10 protein-coding genes are annotated in these 14138 nt (G+C 62.6%); 8 read left to right on the top strand and 2 right to left on the bottom strand.

Annotation, left to right across the window (positions count from 1 at the left end; all coding sequences use genetic code 11):
* Positions 1-122: 122 nt before the first annotated feature.
* Together HPY55_06220 and HPY55_06215 are read left to right on the top strand one after the other, a co-directional pair.
* Complete coding sequence (locus tag HPY55_06220) at positions 123-1220, top strand: 4Fe-4S binding protein (protein ID NPV70225.1); 1098 nt, start codon at positions 123-125, stop codon at positions 1218-1220.
* Positions 1221-1273: 53 nt separating this feature from the next.
* Positions 1274-3169, top strand: coding sequence for an aldehyde ferredoxin oxidoreductase family protein (locus tag HPY55_06215; protein ID NPV70224.1), 1896 nt, complete (start codon positions 1274-1276; stop codon positions 3167-3169).
* Positions 3170-3264: 95 nt separating this feature from the next.
* On the opposite strand, the gene HPY55_06210 is transcribed toward HPY55_06215, so the two are convergent.
* Entirely contained in the window at positions 3265-3633 is a 369-nt protein-coding gene (locus HPY55_06210) for a MoaD/ThiS family protein (protein ID NPV70223.1), read from the bottom strand.
* Between the two features lie 173 nt (positions 3634-3806).
* Between HPY55_06210 and HPY55_06205 the strand changes: the two genes are divergently transcribed.
* The 6 genes from HPY55_06205 (at position 3807) to hydF (ending at position 11692) form a co-directional block, all read left to right on the top strand.
* Positions 3807-5495, top strand: a complete 1689-nt coding sequence (locus tag HPY55_06205; GenBank protein ID NPV70222.1) for an AarF/ABC1/UbiB kinase family protein — start codon at positions 3807-3809, stop codon at positions 5493-5495.
* A 499-nt stretch (positions 5496-5994) separates the two neighbouring features.
* Positions 5995-6270, top strand: a complete 276-nt coding sequence (locus tag HPY55_06200) for a CopG family transcriptional regulator (GenBank protein ID NPV70221.1) — start codon at positions 5995-5997, stop codon at positions 6268-6270.
* A 145-nt stretch (positions 6271-6415) separates the two neighbouring features.
* A complete protein-coding gene (hydE, locus tag HPY55_06195) occupies positions 6416-7444 on the top strand; it encodes a [FeFe] hydrogenase H-cluster radical SAM maturase HydE (protein NPV70220.1) in 1029 nt (342 codons plus the stop codon).
* The gene (gene hydG, locus HPY55_06190; protein ID NPV70219.1) at positions 7416-8852 is read left to right on the top strand and encodes a [FeFe] hydrogenase H-cluster radical SAM maturase HydG; all 1437 of its coding nucleotides are present in this window, start codon (positions 7416-7418) and stop codon (positions 8850-8852) included. Before hydE ends, hydG begins: the two co-directional genes overlap by 29 nt.
* Before the next feature lie 43 nt (positions 8853-8895).
* A complete protein-coding gene (locus HPY55_06185; protein NPV70218.1) occupies positions 8896-10449 on the top strand; it encodes an aspartate ammonia-lyase in 1554 nt (517 codons plus the stop codon).
* On the top strand, positions 10439-11692 hold the full coding sequence (gene hydF, locus HPY55_06180) for a [FeFe] hydrogenase H-cluster maturation GTPase HydF (GenBank protein ID NPV70217.1): 1254 nt from the start codon (positions 10439-10441) through the stop codon (positions 11690-11692). The genes HPY55_06185 and hydF overlap by 11 nt, the downstream gene beginning before the upstream one ends.
* Before the next feature lie 1028 nt (positions 11693-12720).
* Here hydF and HPY55_06175 read toward each other — a convergent pair.
* Positions 12721-14064 carry a response regulator gene (locus tag HPY55_06175; protein ID NPV70216.1) on the bottom strand — a complete coding sequence of 448 codons (1344 nt, stop codon included), beginning with the start codon at positions 14062-14064 and terminating at the stop codon, positions 12721-12723.
* Between the last annotated feature and the right edge of the window lie 74 nt (positions 14065-14138).

Here is a 14138-nt window from a genome sequence, read left to right as displayed (position 1 = left end):
TGATAACCTGCCAGACGTGGACGTATGCGCCAAAGGCATCGCGCTGATGGACAGGTATCCGCAGTGGGTTGTAGACTCAAAGAAGATGGCGCTCACAATGCCCTACTCTGGGGGTGACCGGGTTGTCTTCGATAGAGACATCACTGTGCGGGGTGAGGCTCAGCACTCCGTTCGTGCTGGCTTCGGGGCCGCTGTCCTTTTCGGCCGAAGCGCTGGTCAGGGCCACGAAGGCCGGCGCCGGGGCTGTCGTGACAAAGACGATAAGGGCGGCCAGGGCCGTGAATCCGACCCCGCACATGGTTCGTTCTTCTGCCACGAGCCTGATCAACTGCGAACTCTGGTCGGACCTCCCTCCCGAGGCGTGGATAGACGAGGAAATCCCCAGGGCGAAGTCCGCAGGGTGTACGCTCATTGCCAGCATCGGTCACACCACTGGCGAGGCGCAGGCTTATGCCCGCAGGGCTGCCGGGGCGGGCGCCGACATGATAGAGCTGGTCTCATATGAGAAAGAAGATATGGTCCCCATGGTGGGGATCGCGGCCGGATCGGGTGTTCCCGTCCTGGCGAAACTCAGCCCGAACTGGACCGGGCTTCCCGAAGTGGCCCGAGAATGCATAAGAGCCGGTGCGAGCGGCATCACCGCGGCGGACTCGCTGGGACCCGCTCTGAGAGTGGATATCAGGAGTGGCAGGCCGCTGCTCGGAAGCCGGGGCGGCTGCGGCTGGCTGTCTGGCGCAGCGATTAAGCCCATCGCGCTGCGCGTGGTGGCGGAGATTGCCCTCGAGAATGAAGTGGACATCGTCGGGGTAGGAGGGGTGATGACCGCCGAGGACGCCGTCGAGATGCTCATGGCGGGGGCCACGGCTGTGGGAGTGTGTTCCGCGCCCATCATGCACGGGCTGGAAGTCTTCGGCAGGTTGAATTCCGCCATCGCGAGCCTGCTGGACACACTCGGATACGGTTCTCCCGCGGCCGCCTCGAGGGCTGCTCTGGCACACCTGCGCGGCGAGACGAAGTATGGGGCCCTGGCGTTCGAGTACGCGGCCCCGGCCTGCAAAGAATGCAGGCGCTGTGTGGTCCTGTGCCCGTACAGGGCCAGGACGCTCGAAAACAAGGTGACCGGGGTCAACGAGGCTCTCTGCCGTAACTGCGGCCTGTGCGCGTCAGTCTGTCCCACGGGTGCCCTTCGACTCGCGGGATATAACCATGAAAGCCCGTAATTGCGTGGCCTGATAACCGCTCTGGACATTTTGGACTGCGGGGTGCTACAGGCATGATCGGGAGAGTAGCGTTCGTCGACCTTGGTTCCGGGTCAATAGACTACGAGGAAATTGACGAGGCGATATACCGGCAGTTCGTCGGATCCCGGGGAATGGCTGCGTCGTCGTTGTACGAAATGGCCGGCCCCGCGACAGACCCGCTGGGGCCGGACAATCCGCTCATCTTCAGCGTGGGGCCACTGACGGGAACTCCGTGGCCTACTGCCGCCAGGTATGTGGTGACGGCGAAGTCTCCCGCGACGGGGGCCTACGGGTACGGAAATGCGTCGGGGCATTTCGGGCCGGCCCTGAGGAGCGCCGGGTTCGACATGCTGTTCGTGACGGGTAAGGCGAGGAACCCGGTGTATCTACTGGTTGAGGCGGGAAGGGTAACGGTGAAAGACGCGTCGGATATCTGGGGTTCGACCACTGAGGGTGCCGAGATGATCCTCAGGGGGCGTCACCCGGGCTCCAGGGTGGCGTCCATAGGCCCCGCCGGGGAGAATCTCGTCCGGTTTGCGGCCGTAATCAACGATTATGGCCGCGCAGCCGCCCGCACCGGGATGGGCGCCGTGATGGGATCCAAGCGGCTGAAAGCCGTGGCTGCGGTGAAGGGGGCATCCCCTCCGGTGAGCCACGCGTTCAGGGAGGTGGCCAGGGAGGCCTTCAACAAGGTGTCGCGACACCCTGGCTCCAAGGGACTCGCAGAGTGGGGGACCCCGATTCTCATCAAGTATAAGAATCTCAAGGGCGACCTCCCATCGAAGAACCATCAGCTCCTGCAGTTCCCGTGGTCCTATCGTGTTGACGCCGAGGCGCTGGCGAAATACACGACGGGGACGAGGGGATGCTTCGCGTGCCCGATAAAGTGCTCGCGCCTGACGGCGGTGAGCGACGGCCCGTACAAGTGCGAGCTGGAAGGCCCTGAATACGAGAGTGTGGACGCGCTTGGCCCCATGATCTGGAATAATGACCCCGAACTCGTGATATACGCCAACAAGCTCTGCAACCTGTTGGGGATCGACACGATATCCACCGGCGTGGTAATCGCTTTCGCCATGGAGTGTGGCGAACTCGGATTGCTCAAATCCCCGGACTACAGCCTGGGCTGGGGGGACGGGCGCAGCATCGTGGGACTCATCCACGACATTGCGAACAGGCGGGGGCTGGGTGCCATCCTCGCGAACGGGGTGAGGGACGCCGCCACCGAGATTGGTGGCAGGGCTGTGGAAGTGGCGATGCATGTGAAGGGAGTGGAGATACCCAGGCAGGAACCCAGGGTGTGCAAGGCGTTCGGCCTGGGGCACGCGGTATCCAACCGCGGGGCGGATCACCTGTACGCGCTGCCGACGATTGACCTTGCGGGGAACGTCGAGGCGGGCGAGAGGCTGTTCCCGGATATCATGCCGGAACTCATGGATTTCATTTCCGAGAAACACAAGGCGCGCCTGGTGAAGTTCACGGAAGAATACAGCGCTGTGACTGACTGTGTGGGAGTGTGCAAATTCTCCACCCTCGAGAATTACGCGCTTTATCCGGACGATGTCGCGGCGGGCTTGACCGCGCTGGGCCTGGAGTTCACGGAGAAAGAGCTTCTCAAGGCAGGGGAACGGGTAGTGAACATCGAGAGGATGTTCAACGTGAGGTGCGGGCTGGATAGGAAGGACGACGCCCTGCCGAAGCGGTTTACTCACGAAACTGGAAAGGTAGTGAGATACGATATCGGGCCGGACGGCGAGCCTGTGAAGGGCGCGGTTGTCAGGGAGGGCCTTGTCATCGATCTTGACCGGATGATCGACGAATACTACGAGCTCCGTGGCTGGGACCGGAATGGAATCCCCACCCCGGATAAACTCAAGGAACTCGGGCTGGACTGCATCACTGGACATCCGGCCCACTGTAGGGGATGAGTCCCGGCTAGCCCTTGCGGGACGCGGCCCCTTTCGCTATCAGCGCGCGTGCGGATTCAGGGGGATCTGGCTGCAGTCTCACCACCGCGACCCTCCTATCCGCCGGAGATCGCCGAAAAGAACACGACTTCCCCGCCGTCGCCGACCGGGCGCTCGAGGTCATCATCCAGAAGGATGCGGCCATTCAACAGGATGCGGACCTGCGGACCCAGCGTGCCGGGCGAGGGCATCACCAGGCTGCGGAATTCCGGCCCGAATTTGGCGCAGGCGCTGTGGATGACCTCTCCCCATGGGGTGACCTGGTCCACCTCGAGACTTTCGCCGGCCGTGCCGGCAACCTCGTGCACCAGATTATAGAATTTGAGGGATATCCTTGCCTTATCAGGCAACGCCGCTTCCACCACCCATTGATAGTCGAGCCCGGCCCGCCTGGACGGGGCGTGCTTCGCGCCATACGAATTCAATTACTACTGGACATAATCCTGCGGCTTTTGATACTTGAGAACTCGGCCGCGAGCGTTGGAGAAGACAACGTGGGTTTTTGTGAGATATTTGGGGATGTTGGAGATAGCGGATGAGCGCGGAAGCGGCGGAAAAACTGGCGGACGAATAGGAAACCCAATCCAAGGAGCATAACATGGCCATCGCCAGACGGTACCGGCATGCGCGGCGATTCCGGACAGTAGCACGGGTGCTGGTTCACCACGGTTTCGGTTACCTGCTGGGGCATCTGGGGTTAACTGAATACCTTGCTTCCTACAGGCGGAGATCGCCGCAGGGGTTGGAGGAGGCCCAACCGCCGCCTACCCGCGGAGAGCGTGTACGCCGGGTGCTGGAGGAATTGGGACCCACTTTCGTCAAGATGGGCCAGATGCTCAGCACCCGGCCTGACCTGCTGCCGAAGGACATCCGCTGCGAACTGGCCAAACTGCTGGACCAGGTCCCCCCCTTTCCTTTCATGCAAGTCCAGGCTGTGATCGAGCACGAATTGGGCCGGCCCCTGGCGGAGATCTTCCTTCATTTCGATCCCGAGCCTCTGGCCGCGGCCTCCATCGGGCAGGTGCATCGTGCCCGGCTCCACACCGGCGAAGAGGCAGTGGTGAAGATCCAGCGCCCGGGGATCGAAGGGATCATCGCGGTTGATTTGGAGATCCTTCACGCGATTGCTCAACTGGCGGAGAAACGCACGACCTGGGGGCAACTGTACAGGGTGGGGGATCTGGTAGAGGAATTCCACCGTACGCTCTTACAGGAAATGGACTACCTGGCGGAGGGACGCAATGCCGAGCGCTTCCGGCAAAACTTCGCGGGCGAAGATACCGTATACATTCCCAAGGTGTACTGGGAAGATTCGACGTCCAGGGTACTCACCATGGAGTACGTGGCGGGGGTGAAGGTGGGGGACATCGCCCGGTTAAAGCAGCAAGGTAAGGACCTCAAGAGAATTGCCCACAACCTCAGCAGGGTGATCTTGCAGCAAATCCTGGTAGATGGCTACTTTCACGCTGACCCCCACCCCGGGAACATTGCTGTGCTGCCGGGGGAAACGATCGCTTTGATGGATTTCGGTATGGTGGGCCGCTTGAGCGAAGAGCGCCAGCGGCAATTGGTCCGACTGGTGCTGGGACTGGTCAGGCGGAACAGCGGGCAAATCGCCCGGGCGGTGGCGGAGATGGGCGTCATTGGCCGGGAAGTGGACATGGAGGGATTGCGCCGGGACGTTGATCGCGTCCGGGAGCGCTATTACGAGGTGTCGCTGAGCCAGGTGAAACTGGGCGAGGCCGTCGGGGAGATCCTGGACCTCGCCTTCAAGTACCGCATCCGCATCCCGACCGAATTCGGCCTGGTAGCCAAGGCGCTGATTACCCTGGAAGGAATCGTGGCGGAGCTAGACCCGGCCTTCAGCATCGTGGAGGTGGCCGAGCCCTTCGGCCGCCGCCTGATGCGGGATAGGTTACAGCATCTGTGGAAGGAGTTCGGAGAGTACGCCTGGGAAGTTGGCGACATCTTTTTCGGGCTACCCAGGCGGATGGACCGCGTTTTGGAGCAGATTGAGGATGGCCGGTTGACTCTAAGGCTGGAACACGCTGAGCTAAGGGAGACCCTTTCCCGCCTCGACCGGATCGGCAATAAGTTGTCCTTCAGTGTCGCACTCCTTGGTTTCTCCATCGTCATCGCAGGGCTTGTGGTGGCGTCCGCCCTGGCTGCGGGAACCGGGGAGGGTTTCTTATGGATAAGACTGCCCTTCCTGGAAATCGGTTTCGTCCTGGCCGTGGTAATGGGTGGGTGGCTGCTGCTGGCCATATTCCGTTCCGGGCGGTTCTGACAATTCACATGACGCCGGGATACACTCGCTTGAGCGGCGAGTACTCGATACATGGGTGATTTTCCTCGACACCGGAGAGTTGCCTGTAATGGGCGGGGAATGAAGCCGGCCTCGACGATACGCGAGACACAACGGGAGACGCAACCGGTTGATTGTGACGAGCATCACGTGCTACAATCAGAACTGGAACGACAAATACCTGACCGTGCGCTTGCCGTCGCGACTCAGTCCGCGGAGGCAGGGGAACGGGAGGGTTATACCGGGGTACCTGAACCGAGGGGTTGCCTGAAAGGATACCTGAGGAGAGGGGAATACCTGGTAGCGGGGGCGTTGTGGCAGGACTTGAGACGACGCCCAGGAAACACTGGCGACAGTACCGCCCACCGGGCATTTCCCGGTGGGTTTCGTTTTGCGGTCCCAAAGGGGGCCGTCGGTTGTTGCGGCCGGGATGAAGCCTGAGCCGCCTGCAGGCGAGAACAGCAGGAACGGGGGAAGCGCAATGAGCGAACCGGGTGCGGTGAGACAGCAGGACAAGCGGATAGGCGTGGTCGGGATCGTGGTCGAGGACAGGGTCAGGGTGGCTTCCAGGGTCCAGGACATCCTGAGCAAGCACGGTGACATCATCGTCGGGCGGATGGGCCTGCCGTACAAGGAGCGCGACGTCGCCGTGATCGCCCTCATCGTGGATGGGACCAGTGACGAGGTAGGGGCGTTGACCGGCAAGCTCGGGTCCATTCCCGGCGTCGTGGTGAGGAGCACGCTGACCGCCAAGTGATGGGCGCCTGCACCGGGACCGGAATAGGGATCTGCGCCCGGGGCCCGCGGTGGGGCTCTGCGCCCGGGGATAATCTCGAAGCCGCGCTGGAGGTGACTGTGTTGTGGAGGCTGCACTGGACCTGCCTACCGAACTTGCTCAGGTAATGCGGATGCTGTCCGGCGCCGCGGACGAGCGGGACCGCCTGTTGGCCGCAGCGGATCGGGTCCGTTCTTCGGAGAGAGGGGATGTCGTCCATTTCAGGGGGATCATAGAATTTTCGAACCACTGCCAGCAGGACTGCCTCTACTGCGGCCTGAGGCGCAGCAATACACGCGTCAGGCGGTACAGGATGACGCCGGAGGAAATCGTCGAGGCGGCTGTCGCCGGGTCGCGCCTCGGGCTCAGGACCGTGGTGCTCCAGAGCGGCGAGGACCCGTGGTTTACAACGGACGTTCTTGCAGGGATCATCTCGTCAATTAAGCATAGGGCCGGCGTGGCGATCACATTGTCCGTTGGGGTCAGGCCCAAACGGGAGTACCGGGCATGGAGGGATGCGGGGGCAGACAGGTACCTCCTCAAATTCGAGACCTCGGACGACGCGCTGTTCGCCTTGATGAAGCCCGGCTGTGCTTTGAAGGACAGGCTCAGGTGCCTTGAATGGCTGCGCGGACTCGGCTACGAGGTGGGCTCCGGTATCATCGTCGGTCTTCCAGGGCAGACGCTCGACTCCATCGCCGGAGACGTCCTGCTGCTTCGAGGCCTGGAAGTCGACATGGCGTCGGCGGGCCCCTTCATACCCCACGGTGATACCCCTCTGGGCAGTCTGCCGGCCGGCTCAGCCGAGCTGAGCCTCAAGGTCATCGCTATCATGCGGCTGTACCTCCCGTGGGCCAACATCCCGGCGACGACCGCGCTCGGGACCCTGGGGCCGCTTTACCGGGCGGAGGCGCTACGGTGCGGCGCTAACGTGATCATGCCGAACATCACGCCACAGCGCTACAGGCCGGATTACGAGATCTACCCCGGCAAGGCCGGGTCTACGGAGGAACCCCGGGAATCGTTCAACAGGCTCAACCGGCTGGTTGCAGGGATCGGGCTGACCATGGCCGGCGGGTACGGTTGGAGTGGGAGAAGACGTGAAGAGAAAACCGGAGGTGCGCGGTATGTCCCGGAAGATTACCAGGACCGCTGAGTTCATCGATGAGGAGAGAATAGACCGCATTCTGGAGACGGCGAAGGCCCCGTCCAGGGGGAGGTTCGACGAGATAATCGCAAGGGCGAGGGAGGCGAAGGGCATTCCGGAAGAGGACGCCGCCTCCCTCCTCCAGGTGACCGACGCCGGGTGGCTGGGGGAGATGTACGCGGCCGCCCGCGAGATTAAGGAGAAGATATACGGGAAGCGCCTCGTCCTCTTTGCCCCACTCTACGTCAGCGACTTCTGCGTCAACAATTGCAGGTACTGCGGGTACCGGCGCGACAACCGCTTCCCCCGCAGGCGGCTGACCCTCGAAGAGGTAACGGAGGAGGTCAGGATCCTCGAAGCCATGGGCCACAAGCGGCTGGCGCTGGAGTGCGGGGAAGACCCCGTGAACTGCCCCATCGACTACGTTGTGGACGTCATCAGGACCATCTACGAGACCTGGAACGAGAACGGCAACATCAGGCGCGTTAACGTCAACATCGCGGCAACCACGGTGGACGACTACCGCCGCCTGAAGGACGCGAAGATCGGGACGTACGTCCTGTTCCAGGAGACTTACCACCGTGCCACGTACCGCGACGTCCATTCCGGCCCCAAGCAGGACTACGATTGGCATACAACGGCGCACGACAGGGCTATGGAGGCGGGCATAGACGATGTGGGGCTTGGCGTCCTGTTCGGGCTGTCCGACTACCGCTTCGAGGTACTCGGCCTGCTCGAACACGCGGCGCACCTCGAGAAGGAATTCGGGGTCGGCCCGCACACGATCTCGGTGCCCAGGCTGAGGCCCGCCCTCGGGGTCGACGCCTCCGAGTTCCCCTGCATCGTGGGCGACGATGAGTTCAGGCGGATCGTCGCGGTATTGCGCCTGGCGGTGCCGTACACAGGGATGATCCTCTCCACGCGTGAAAAGCCCGAGTTCAGGGACCAGGTCATAGCCACGGGCATCTCACAGATCAGCGCGGGTTCCTGCACTGGGGTGGGGGGTTACAGCGCGGAGACGTGCGGGCGAACCGGCGGGCGCACGGGCGGGAGCGAAGCCGGTTCGCAGACCGCCCAGTTCAACGTGGAGGACAGGCGGAGCCCGGACGAGATAATCCGGAGCGTGGCAGCGTCAGGGTACATCCCGAGCTACTGCACTGCCTGCTACCGCCAGGGGCGCACCGGCGACAGGTTCATGGCGCTCGCCAGGACCGGCGAGATCCAGAACGTCTGCGCGCCGAACGCGATCCTCACCTTCAAGGAATTCCTCATCGACTACGCTTCCGAGGAAACGAAGAATGTCGGGGAGCAGGCCATCAGGGAACACATGGCCGCCATCCCCAACGAGAACGTCCGCCGGGAGACGGAGCGCAGGCTCAAGTTGATCGAGGCAGGCCGGCGGGACCTGTACTTCTGAGGACCAGTCAGGCGGGGGCGAATAGCACGTGAACGACGGCGAGATGAGAACCGGAAACTGTGTTGAGACGAGGATCGAGAAGGACCTGCTGGGGGAGATGCCTGTGGCTGCGGACGCCTATTACGGCATCCACACAGCGCGGGCGATGGCCAACTTCGCGGTCTCCGGCATCCGCGCACACCCCGCGCTGGTGTGGGCGATGGCCCTGGTGAAGAAGGCGGCGGCTATCGCCAACGTCGAGGTCGGGCTCCTCAACCCAACCATTGGACAGGCGATAGCGCTTGCCGCGGACGAGCTGGCCGGGGACCGGTTCCACGACCAGATAGTCGTCGACGCCTTCCAGGGCGGCGCGGGTACGTCGACCAACATGAACGTCAACGAGGTGATAGCGAACCGCGCCATCGAGATACTGGGCGGGAGGAGGGGCGACTACACCCTTGTACACCCCCTGGACCACGTGAACCTAGGGCAGTCCACGAACGACGTCTACCCGACCGCGCTGCGCGTGGCTGCAATCAGGCTGGTCAGGGAAATGGCCCAGGCCATGGCCTGCCTGCAGGGGGCGCTGCAGGCGAAGGAAAAGCAGTTCGCCGCCGTCTTGAAGATCGGGCGGACGGAGATGCAGGACGCGGTGCCCATCACGCTCGGGCAGGAGTTCGGCGCTTACGCGGAGGCGGTGGCCCGCGACTGGTGGCGCCTGTACAAGGCCGAGGAACGGCTGAGGCAGGTGAACCTCGGCGGCACAGCGATAGGCACCGGCCTCAATGCCGACCGGCGGTATATATTCCGTGTGATCGAGATCCTCCGCGAGCTCACCGGCTTCGGCCTTGCGCGCGCCGAGAACATGGTCGAGGCCACCCAGAACGCGGACGTGTTCGTCGAGGTCTCGGGGTTCGTCAAGGCTGCGGCCGTGAACCTCGCCAAGATAGCGGCCGACCTCCGGCTTCTTTCGTCGGGCCCGCACGCGGGGTTCGGCGAGATCAGGCTTCCGGAGGTCCAGGCTGGATCTTCCATAATGCCGGGGAAAGTCAACCCCGTAATGGCCGAAATGGTCACACAGGTTGCCTTCCAGGTGATGGCGAACGACGCGGCGATCAACATTGCGGCGGCCTCGGGGCAGCTCGAGCTCAACGCCTTCCTGCCGCTCATCGCCCATGACCTCCTCCAGTCTCTCGAGATGATGGCCAGGGCGGCGCGGCTCCTCGCGGAAAGGTGCGTCGCGGGCATAGAGGCCGACGAGGCGAGGTGCCGGGATCTGCTGAACAGGAGCTACGGGGTCATAACCGCGTTCGCGCCGTACCTCGGGTACGACAGGGCCACAGGGGTGGTGCGGAGGGCCCTGAGCGAGGGCAGGACTGTCACAGATGTGATCCGCGAAGAGGGGTTTTTCACTCCCGAGGAACTCGACGCCATACTTCAGCCCCAGGAGTTGACGACGCCGGGTGTTGCGGGGGCGCGGCATATAAAGCGCATCCGGGAGAGTCGCGCGACTACCGGCCCCGGCATCCCTGCGGGTTCCGCCGCAGCCCCGCAGGACAGACAGGAGTCAACAATTCGTGGCGGGCGTCAAACCGGAGGTGACGCGCGTGAGTCTTAACGCAACGCCGGCAGGCGAGCGGCTGCATATATCCATATTCGGGCGGCGGAACGCCGGCAAATCGAGCCTGATCAACGCCCTTACCGGCCAGTACGTCGCCATCGTGTCCGATGTCCCGGGCACCACTACCGACCCCGTGGCGAAGGCCATGGAACTGCACCCCCTCGGTCCCGTTACCATCGTGGACACCGCCGGGCTGGACGACGCCGGCGACCTGGGCAGGCTCCGCGTCGAAAAGACGCTGTCCGTGCTGAACAGGACGGACCTGGCTCTCCTCGTGATAGACCCGGCCGGCGACATCGGAGAGTACGAGCGCACAGTGCTTGCGAAGGTGCGGGAACAGGGCGCCGCAGTCCTGGCAGTGGTTAACAAAGTGGACGCATACCCGCAGGCGGAGGGTCGCGACTGGACGGCGGAACTCGGCGTCCCTGCGGTCGTCGTTAGCGCGTTGAACGGCCAGGGGATAGACGAACTGAAGCTGAAGGTCGTACAGACGGCTCCCAGAGACTGGACGCTGCCCACCATCGTGGGCGACCTCATCGGCGCGGGAGACGTGGTCATCCTGGTAATCCCCATAGACAAGGCCGCGCCGAAAGGGAGGCTCATCCTGCCGCAGCAACAGGTCATCCGCGACGTGCTCGAGCACGACTCGGTAGCCGTGATGGTCAAGGAGCGGGAACTCAGGCACGTGATCGATAACGTCCGGCTCCAGCCCAGGCTGGTGGTCTGCGACTCGTCGGCCTTCCTGAAGGCTGTGGCCGACACGCCTCCCGACGTGCTTTTCACCTCGTTTTCCATCCTGTTCGCGCGGTACAAGGGCGACCTGAACACCCTGGTCGCGGGCGCAAAGGTGGTGAAGGACCTGAGGCCGGGCGACAGGGTGCTGATCGCGGAGGCGTGTACGCATCACGCAGTTGAAGACGACATCGGGCGCGTGAAGATACCGCGGTGGCTGAGACAGGTGGCGGGCGGAGAACTCCGGTTCGACGTGGTCAGCGGCGGTGGCGGGCTCCCGCAGAACCTGCGCGACTACAGGCTGATAGTCCACTGCGGCGCCTGCATGTTGAACAGGCGGGAGATGCTCTACCGGCTGCTGCAGGCGCGCAATGCCGGAGTCCCCATAGTAAACTACGGGATACTCATGGCGCACATGCACGGCGTCCTGTGCCGCGCGCTGTCTCCGTTCCCGGCTGCTCTCGCCATTCTCGGGGACGCTGAGGAGGACCTGTGGAGATCCCCGTGAGGGTCTCGATCCCGGCCCGCGGATGGCAAAGCGATACTCGATCGCAATGTCCAGGATCCGCTTGTGCGAGAGAGCCAGGTCAAGTGCGGCGTGAGCGAGCCTGCGGTTCCGGATGTATGCTGCCGGTGTGCTGCTCGTCAACCTGGAGGACACTCCATGGAAGTGGGAGGGGGAAAAACTCGCGGCCCTCGCCTTCGGCGGTCATGTCTTCACGCAGATTTCGTACGATATTTAGCCGGACGCCGTGAATTCCTGCAGCAGCGAACTCATTCGCTCGCAGAGACCCGCCGTAATAACCCTAGGGTTCTCAGGCAACTCCACCACAGATCGAGGCGGCCAAGTAGCGCATCGCCGATGGCTGGCGCCGCCTCGCGCGGCGGGGGGGTCGCGCAGGCGATTCTGGATGCCCTCGACTCGCGCGGCGTGGATTCGGTGGCCGGGCGCCGGGGGCTGAGTGTGGCGAAATCCGGCGTGCTGCTCGCGCAAGCGTGAATACTGCCGACAGAGCTGCGCCGGAAGCGTTGCCATTGCCGGCGAATCAGCGGCAATGGTAGTCACTGCCCACAGACAGACGCGGGTGGTGCGGTTTCTGCCCACGGATGGACGCGAGCAGTGCGGCTTCCGCCGACAGACCGGACGCGATAATGTTGTTTTCACCTGCAGGTTGCTCGTAGTCAAAAGTGTATGTAAACCGCGCGGGGCGACTTATGTTAAGCTCGATACCGAGCTAAGCTCTATCAACTTACGTATGTACTCGACCCGGTGCGGTATCTCGCCCCAGTAACGCGCGGGTTCCCTGCCACTATCCGCGACCGCCACCTTCTGTCGGCTCCCCTCTCGTTTGTAGCTCTGCACCGGAGTGCATGACACACCCAGTGTAACCTACGTCTAACGACTGTGGGAGCCGGCCTCGTTCATTATAAGAAAGGCGACCGGTGTCTTTGCGGAAAAAGTCGTCTGCAAGGATCGCGTCCAGAAGGTAAAGTTGGCGTGAACACTCCAATCTACGGAGCCAATCGGCACCAGCGTTATCCGACCTGTTTATCACCTTCTCCGGCGCATCCCTTAAGGCCCGCGGGTCGGGCTGCTGTCGGCAATTCCGCGCCGGGCCCGGCTCCTTGCCTTCTCTTGAGGACCTCGTCAACCTTACGCAACAGATCGCCAAACGTGTATGGCTTCTGGAGGTACGGCAACCCCGAGCAGGCGATTTCCTCGTACTTCGCCCTGCTGTCCGGATATCCACTCACGAGGAGTATGGCGGCGGACGGGTAGTCGCTGGCGAATCTCAACGCGAATTCGTGGCCGTTGCCGTCAGGCAAGACGACGTCGCTTATGACAAGATCGATCTCTCTGTTCCGGGACCTGGAGACTTCAACCGCTTCGGATATCCTCCCGCACGAATGAACCACGTAGCCACCACTCTGCAGAACCTTCTCGGTCAACGCCCTGACGTTCGGCTCATCCTCAACGAGAATGATATGCTCGCCGTGGCCTTGAGGCGTGTTGGGGGAAGCGTTCTCTCCGCCGCCGTGAAACACGTAGTTCGCCGGGAATGTGACTGCGGGTAAGTACACCTCGAACGTGCTCCCTCTACCCGGAGTGCTCCTGGCGACTATCCAGCCGTCATGGGCGGTGACTATTCCATAGGTGACCGAGAGGCCCAACCCCGTCCCGGTCGGTTTTGTAGTAAAGAACGGCTCGAAAATGTGCGGCATGACGTCCTCGGGGATTCCGATGCCGGTGTCGCTTACTGTAAGACGCACGTAGCGGCCCGCCCGGGCGCAGGGCGAAGACCTGCAGGGTACCTCGTCAAGTGTCACGTTCTCCGTTTTCACGGTGATCACGCCTCCCTGGGGCATGGCGTCCCGCGCGTTGAGTAACAGGTTAGTGATCACTTGATCCATGTTGGTGGCGTCTGCGTTGACCGGCCAGAGACTATCCGAGAGATCGAGGACCAGGCTGATATCTTCTCCCATCAGCCGTGAAAGCATAGCCTGGAGTTCTCTGACGTTTCCATTCAAATCGACGATCCTTTTGTCTTGTGGTTGTTGCCGCGTGAACAACAAGATTTGCCGGGTCAAGCCCGCTGCTCTGTCGGCGGCCATGCGGGCCTGCTTCAGAAGGTGGCCGGAGACACTGTCCTCCGGGTTTTCCAGGCGGCATAGTTCAATGCACCCGCGAATTACAAGCAACTGGTTGTTTAGGTCGTGAGCCAGTCCCCCTGCCAACTGGCCGATAGTCTCCATTTTCTGAGCCTGCAGAATCTGTTGTGACAGCACCCTGGTAGGTTGCTGCAGGCAAGCTGTTGCTCCCGGGGGAGCACACGACCTGTCTCGTGGCATGTGGCCAATGTTGTCGGGACCTGTTTCCAAGACCAGCCCCTCCTTGGTTGCAGCGTTGCTCAATGCACTGCTGGCCACGAATAACCCGGCTACACCCATTGCCC

This window comes from Bacillota bacterium (assembly GCA_013178305.1).
Lineage (GTDB): Bacteria > Bacillota > Sulfobacillia > JABLXB01 > JABLXB01 > JABLXB01.
Note: the sequence above shows the minus strand (reverse complement) of the source record. Positions and strands in the feature narration are given on the sequence as shown.